This is a genomic window from Acetanaerobacterium elongatum, assembly GCF_900103835.1.
GTDB classification, from domain to species: Bacteria; Bacillota; Clostridia; order Oscillospirales; family Ruminococcaceae; genus Acetanaerobacterium; species Acetanaerobacterium elongatum.
The window spans coordinates 53877-60390 of the sequence record NZ_FNID01000021.1 but is presented as its reverse complement, the minus strand read 5'-3'; the positions used below and the strand labels follow the sequence as shown (position 1 = coordinate 60390).

The window sequence follows — 6514 nt, the reverse complement described above, 5'->3', positions numbered from 1 at the left end:
GTAAACGATTTCTACTGTTTTTGCCATTGAGTTCCTCTTTTCAATTTGATTTGAGGAACGGCATTGACTGAACGTTCTGCTAAAAACGAGTAATGTCTTTACAAAGATTAGTTTACAGGTTCAAAAAACCTACTTGTTGGTGCTTGAACGAACGTCCGGCGACTTATTTATATGCGAGATAGCGGCAAACCGCTTCACCACTCACCTCCACGTGCTCTGTAGTATACCGTCTCTCGGAGGTAAGTATAGCAGAGTTTTATTTTGACTGCGAGTTGCACCAACTCCGTTTCATGTCTTGTTGGTGCCTTTCGCAGAAAGGAATGGTCTTTTATATGGATAATTGGTTCCTAAAAGTCTATTATCATCGAAACGCAGTTCTTTTTTGGTATTGGCTTTGACATTTTTAAGCTCCCGCGACATTGTTTGGAGGAATTATGGAAAACTACCTTGATAACAGCGCTACCACTGCGGTTTTTCCTCAGGCTGCGCAGGTTGTCTATGATGTGCTTACAAACAAATACGGTAACCCTTCATCACTTCACCGCAAGGGGCTGGAGGCCGAGCTGGTGCTAAAGTCCGCGCGGGAAACGGTAGCCGGAGAGCTGCATGTACCTTCAGAGACAATTTATTTTACCTCGGGCGGTACCGAAGCAAACAACATTGCGCTGTTTGGGGCGGTTGCCCTGCAGCGGAAGCCCGGTGCACGGCTTGTGGCTACGGCTATCGAGCACGATTCAGTGCTGGCAGCTCTTAAAGAGCTGGAACGGCAGGGCTACGAGGTCGTGCTGGTTTCACCTGATTCTAACGGCGAGATCACCCCGCGGGCAATGGCAGAGGCGGTGGATGAAAACACCATACTGGTTTCGGCCATGGCGGTGAATAACGAGCTTGGTACGGTGCTGGATGCCGCTTCTATTGCCAAAGAGGTTAAGCGTAAAAACCCGAATGTGATTGTTCATTGTGATGCCGTACAAGCCTTCTGCAAGGTTCCGCTTCGGTTTGGCTTTGGTTATACAGACATGGTTACCGTTACAGGCCATAAAATCCATGCACCCAAGGGGGTAGGTGCGCTTTATGTGAATAAACGCATAAAGCTGCCGCCGCGTGCCTTCGGCGGCCACCAGGAAAACGGGCTGCGCCCCGGAACTCAGGCGTGTGCACTGATTGCTGGCTTTGGAGAGGCGATAAAGCTTTGCCAGAAGGATGCCATAGAGGTTTCGCAGGGCATTAAGCAGCTGAATGCCCTTTTAAAAGAGAGGCTGGCCGCGGTTTCGGGGGTTGAAATCAACTCGCCGGATAACGCGCTGCCTTACATCCTGAATCTGTCGGTTCCGGGTATCCGTTCCGAGATTATGATGCATTTTCTCGAGGAGCGCGGGATCTATGTCTCAAGTGGCTCGGCCTGCGCGCAAGGCGCAAAAAGCCATGTGCTTGCAGCGGCGGGTATATCGCCCGAGCGTATTGACAGCGCGCTGCGTGTAAGCCTGTGCCGTTACAATACGGCGGAGGATATCAACAGCTTTGTGGATGCGCTTGCGGAGGGAATTGCGTCCATTCGCAGGGCATAACAGGATAGATAATACTGCTTACTCCTTCTGCGGCAGAGCCGCACCGCATAGCTTGAAAGACAAAATCTTTCAAGCATTGAAAAATTGCTGTCGGAGTATTACTCCTCCTGCGGCAGAGCCGCACCGCAATTTTATATTGTATAGGGTAGGGCGCTTGCGCCGGAAAGGCATAAATTCTATGGATGAAGTGATACTGCTCAAGCTGGGCGAGATTGCGCTGAAGGGCTTAAACCGCAGCGTGTTTGAAGAGCTGCTGATCAAGAATGTAAGACTGCGGCTGCACGACCTTGGTGTATTCAAGGTGTGGCGGGCGCAGTCTACCATCTATGTAAAACCCGAAACTACAGGCGTGGATATGAACGAGGTGCTGGAGCGCCTGAAAACGGTGTTCGGCGTTTCGGCGCTTTCCAAGGCCGGAGTGGTTGCCAAAGATATGGAGCAGATTAAGGCGCAAAGTATCACATATTTTGAAGAAATTCTGCCCTATGTGCACACCTTTAAGGTTGAGGCCAAGCGTTCGGACAAAACTTTCCCAATGGTTTCGCCGCAGATCTGTGCCGCGGTGGGCGAGGTGCTGCTGGACGCATACCAGAATTTAAAGGTTGACGTGAACAACCCTGATGTTATCATTAACATAGAGATTCGTGAAACAGCCGCCTATATCCACCCCAACAAGGTTCAGGGGGCAGGGGGGATACCTGTGGGCGCCAGCGGCAAAGCGGCGCTGTTAATCTCGGGCGGAATCGACAGCCCGGTGGCTGGCTACATGATGAGCAAGCGGGGCTTAAGCCTTACGGCGGTTCATTTTGTAAGCCCGCCCTACACCAGCGAGCGTGCGAGGCTGAAGGTGGAGGACCTGCTCAAGAAGATGGCGGCCTACTGCGGGCCTATCCATTTTATTGTAGTGCCGTTTACCGAGCTGCAGGAGCGCATTAAGGACGACTGCCCCGAGGACCTGTTTACCATTATCATGCGTCGGTTCATGATGCGCATTGCCGAACATTTTGCAGCTGAAGCGGGCTGCGGCGCCTTGATTACCGGCGAAAGCCTTGGGCAGGTGGCCAGCCAGACCATCGGCGCTATTGCCTGCACCGACGCGGTGTGTGATATGCCGGTTTTTCGCCCGCTGATAGGGATGGACAAGGAAGAGATTGTCACCATTGCGCGTAAAATTGATACCTTTGAAACCTCAATCCTTCCTTATGAGGATTGCTGCACCGTATTTACACCCAAACATCCACGCACCCGCCCACGGTTGGATTTTGTGCTGAAGGCCGAGGAACACGTTGACTGGAGCGAGCTGATACAGCGTGCCATCGACGGCGCCGAGCACAAGGATATCGAGGGTTGACGTTTCACCACTATTCTCAATACGCGATGCCTGTTCTATACAAGTTTGCACCGCGCAGATTGGCACGGTTCAAATAAAAGGGGGAACTGCTTTGAAGGCCAAGGTAGTATTTGTACAATCCGCCGGCTTCAGCGATGAAAGCAATATCCGGCTCATCCTTAATGAGCTTGGTGTGTTTAATATCGAAACAAGCTATTCGGGCGTTTCTATAGATGACCCAGACGGATTTCTGGATGCCGTGGGAGACGGCATTGATAACTGCGATATCATCCTGATTGTCGGCGGTATGACCGACCTTACCCGCCCGCTAGCAAAGGAGATCCTGTGCGACGCACTGGATGTAGCGCTGCTTCCCCACAACCCCAGCGTGCTCCGCCTGAGAGAAGCCTTTGAAAAGCAGGGCAGACAGTTTGTGGAGGAGGATATCCGTCTGGCATTGGTGCCGGAGGGGGCGCGGGTTTTTCAGAACACCGTGGGCTTTTTATCGGGCTTTTCGCTGGAATCGCAGGGGCAGGCCATCATCATGCTACCTGATAACGCCGATGAGTACGCCTCGATGTTCATGCAGTTTATCTGCCCCTATATCAAAAGCGGCACCGGCGGCGAATATGCTGTACACACCCTAAAGGCATTCGGGCTGGAAAGGGAAGAAGCCGAGCGGATGCTTCAGGCAGTTCATTTAACAATACCCGCCTCCGTTTCGGTACTCGAGACCGGGGGAGAGCTGCTTATACGCGTTTTCTGTGTGGATGAAACCAAGCTCAAGGCGCTTTCTGTGGCGGACAGCGCCGCGAAGGTGGTAGCCTCGGGGCCGCTGGGGGCTTATATCTACGGCGACGAGAGCGAGAGCATGGCACAGGTAGTGGTGAATAAGCTTAAAACCCGCGGCATGAAGATATCCACTGCCGAATCCTGCACCGGTGGGCTTGTTTCGGAACGCATTACAGAGGTTTCGGGCTCGTCCTCCGTATTCGAGTTCGGGGTTTCGGCCTATGCCGACAGTGTAAAGGAAGAAAAGCTTGGGGTTTCGCCAAAGCTCATCAAGCAGTTTACCTCGGTAAGCGAAGAGACCGCTGTGGCAATGGCGGCAGGGGTGATGGAACAGGGCCACGCCGATATCGGCATCGGTATCACGGGTGTGGCTGGCCCCAACAGCGATAACAACGGTAAGCCGGTAGGGCTTGTATATGTTTCGATGTGCGACAAAAAGGGGGTTTGGGTAAAACGCCTTACCTTAAACCCACAGAAATACAACCGCGAAGCGATTCGCAATATCGCGGCACTTACGGCACTTGATATGGCGCGCCGGTATTTAGACAGCCTGCCCATCCTGCCGCCGGAGATGGTGCCCTTCTCCTTAGGCAGCACCAAAAGCTATGTTCATGCCGCCGCGGCTGCCCGCGCGCAGTATGAAACCGAGGAAACGGGGCTGTTAAGTGAAAAGCCTGTACAAACGCTCGAAAGGCAAAAGGGCAGGCCGGGCAAGATGCCCAAGGGTGAGAAAAAGCCGCTGTTCAGGCGCTTTGTGGAGTATATGTTCCCCGTAAAGGGCGATACCGGCAAGCAGGTATTTTTAAAAATTCTTTCGCTGGTACTGGCTGTGATATTCATTGCAGCGGCATCCTACATTGGCTACTACTACGGCAGCGCCTATTTAAACAAGGTTCAGCTGGATGATTTAAATACACTGTATGGCACGGGCAGTACGCCGGAAGGGTACCCGTCCGATTACATAGAGGATTTTGCGGCACTGTATGCGAAGAATCAGGACGTAAAGGCGTTTATCGAGATTGCGGGCACCGGGGTGAAATCACCTGTGGTGCAGGCAGGCGACAACGACTACTATCTCAGACGCGACTTTACCAAGGCACACAACCGCCACGGCATCCCCTTTATTGATTATCGCGTGAAGGTGAGCAAGAGCACCAACACTGTGGTGTACGGGCATAATATGAAGGATGGCCAGATGTTTGGCCAGCTTGTAAACTACAAGAACCTTGATTTCTATAAAGAACATCCGGTCATCACCTTTAATACGGTATACGGCAAGGGCGAATACAAGATTGTCAGCGCGTTTATTACCAACGTAAACCCCGCGCATGGCGAGGTATTCTATTACACCTCGTTTATCAACCCCAAAACCCAGCAGGAAACCGACGATTTTATCGCGCAGGTTAAGGCGCGTTCCATTATCAATACGCCGGTGGATATCAAGAAAGGCGACAGCTTCTTAACCCTTTCCACCTGTACCTATGAGTTTGACGAGGCACGTTTTGTCATTGTTGCGCGTAAGGTACGCGACGGTGAAAACAGCACCGTGGATGTTTCCAAGGCCGGTAAAAACCCGCAGCCGCTCTACCCCGATATCTGGTATACCCTGTTCGGCGGCACCAAGCCGGAGCTTCCGGTATTGGGCACAGGCAGCGAGATGCAAAACGGCGAGACCCCCCCGCCGCTGGTTTCCCAGCCCGATGACGGCACGAGTGTTACCGATTCTCAGGCCTCCAGCGAGGAAGCAAGCTCACAGAGGGAATCCTCCTCCGAACAGGCAAGCTCCTCCGAGGAGTTGAGCTCTTCCAAGGAATCCAGCTCTTCTAAAGCGTCATCTTCTGAGGAGAGCTCCTCCAAGCAATCCAGCTCCTCCAAACAATCCGATTCAAGCGTCGACGCGGAGCCTTCCGCTGTCAGCACTCCAAACAATCAGACGACTTCTTCCCGTACCAGCAGTGAGGCCGATAAAGAGACCTCCAGTGCGCTGGGTGTATCCACCGAACAGCTTACCGTTGTTTCTGGCGGAAACACAATTACCAACGATGCGTATACCATCCTGTGCCAGGTGGTGGCAAACGAAATGAATGACACCATTGCCACCGAGGCCATCAAGGCGCAAACGGTGGCAGCCCACAGCTTTATAAGGTATTATATGCAGAAGGGCAGTAAAGCCTATGTGGGTATGCGCACCCCAACCACGAAGATTAAGAACGCCGTAAAAGAGGTAGTGGATAAGCTGGTATATGTCAACGGCTCTATCGCCTACACCCCCTATTTTGCTATTGCGGCGGGGAAAACAAACTCCTCACAGGATGTCTGGGGCGGTTACAGCTCACATCTGGTGAGTGTTGACAGCCCGTATGACAGCAATGCCTCCGGTTATGAGCGAACCAAAACACTTACTGTTGATTATGTAAGAGGCAAGCTGCTTTCCTATTTCAACCGCGAGCCGCAGGGGGACCCATCCTCCTGGTTCCAGGTGCTCAGCTACACCAGCGGCGGCTACAATGACGACCTGGATATCGGCGGGATATCTACCGATGCAAGAACCCTGCGCGAGAAGGTACTGGTGAACGGCGGCGTGTTTGACCTGCGTTCCACCAAGTTTGATGTTACCTGTGACGGTACCAGCTTCAGCTTTACCACCTATGGCTACGGCCACGGCGTGGGTATGAGCCAGATGGGCGCCGATGGTTACGCCCGCAACGAGGGCTGGACCTATGACCAGATACTGCAGCATTACTATACAGGAGTGACCGTACAATAGAATTCAGATAACGGCAAAGCAATAAAGGCCTTCGGGATAGCTCCCGAAGGCCTTTTC

General features: G+C 52.6%; 3 protein-coding genes. All 3 read left to right on the top strand.

Features of this window, described 5'->3' with window-relative positions; genetic code table 11:
- The first annotated feature begins 434 nt into the window (after window positions 1–434).
- The 3 genes from BLR50_RS09045 to srtB all read left to right on the top strand — a co-directional run bounded on the left by BLR50_RS09045 (window position 435) and on the right by srtB (window position 6457).
- On the top strand, window positions 435–1568 hold the full coding sequence (locus tag BLR50_RS09045) for a cysteine desulfurase family protein (protein ID WP_092640927.1): 1134 nt from the start codon (window positions 435–437) through the stop codon (window positions 1566–1568).
- 178 nt (window positions 1569–1746) lie between these two features.
- A complete protein-coding gene (gene thiI / locus BLR50_RS09040; RefSeq protein WP_092640924.1) occupies window positions 1747–2919 on the top strand; it encodes a tRNA uracil 4-sulfurtransferase ThiI in 1173 nt (390 codons plus the stop codon).
- 91 nt (window positions 2920–3010) lie between these two features.
- The gene (srtB, locus tag BLR50_RS09035; protein WP_092640920.1) at window positions 3011–6457 is read left to right on the top strand and encodes a class B sortase; all 3447 of its coding nucleotides are present in this window, start codon (window positions 3011–3013) and stop codon (window positions 6455–6457) included.
- Window positions 6458–6514 lie beyond the last annotated feature (57 nt).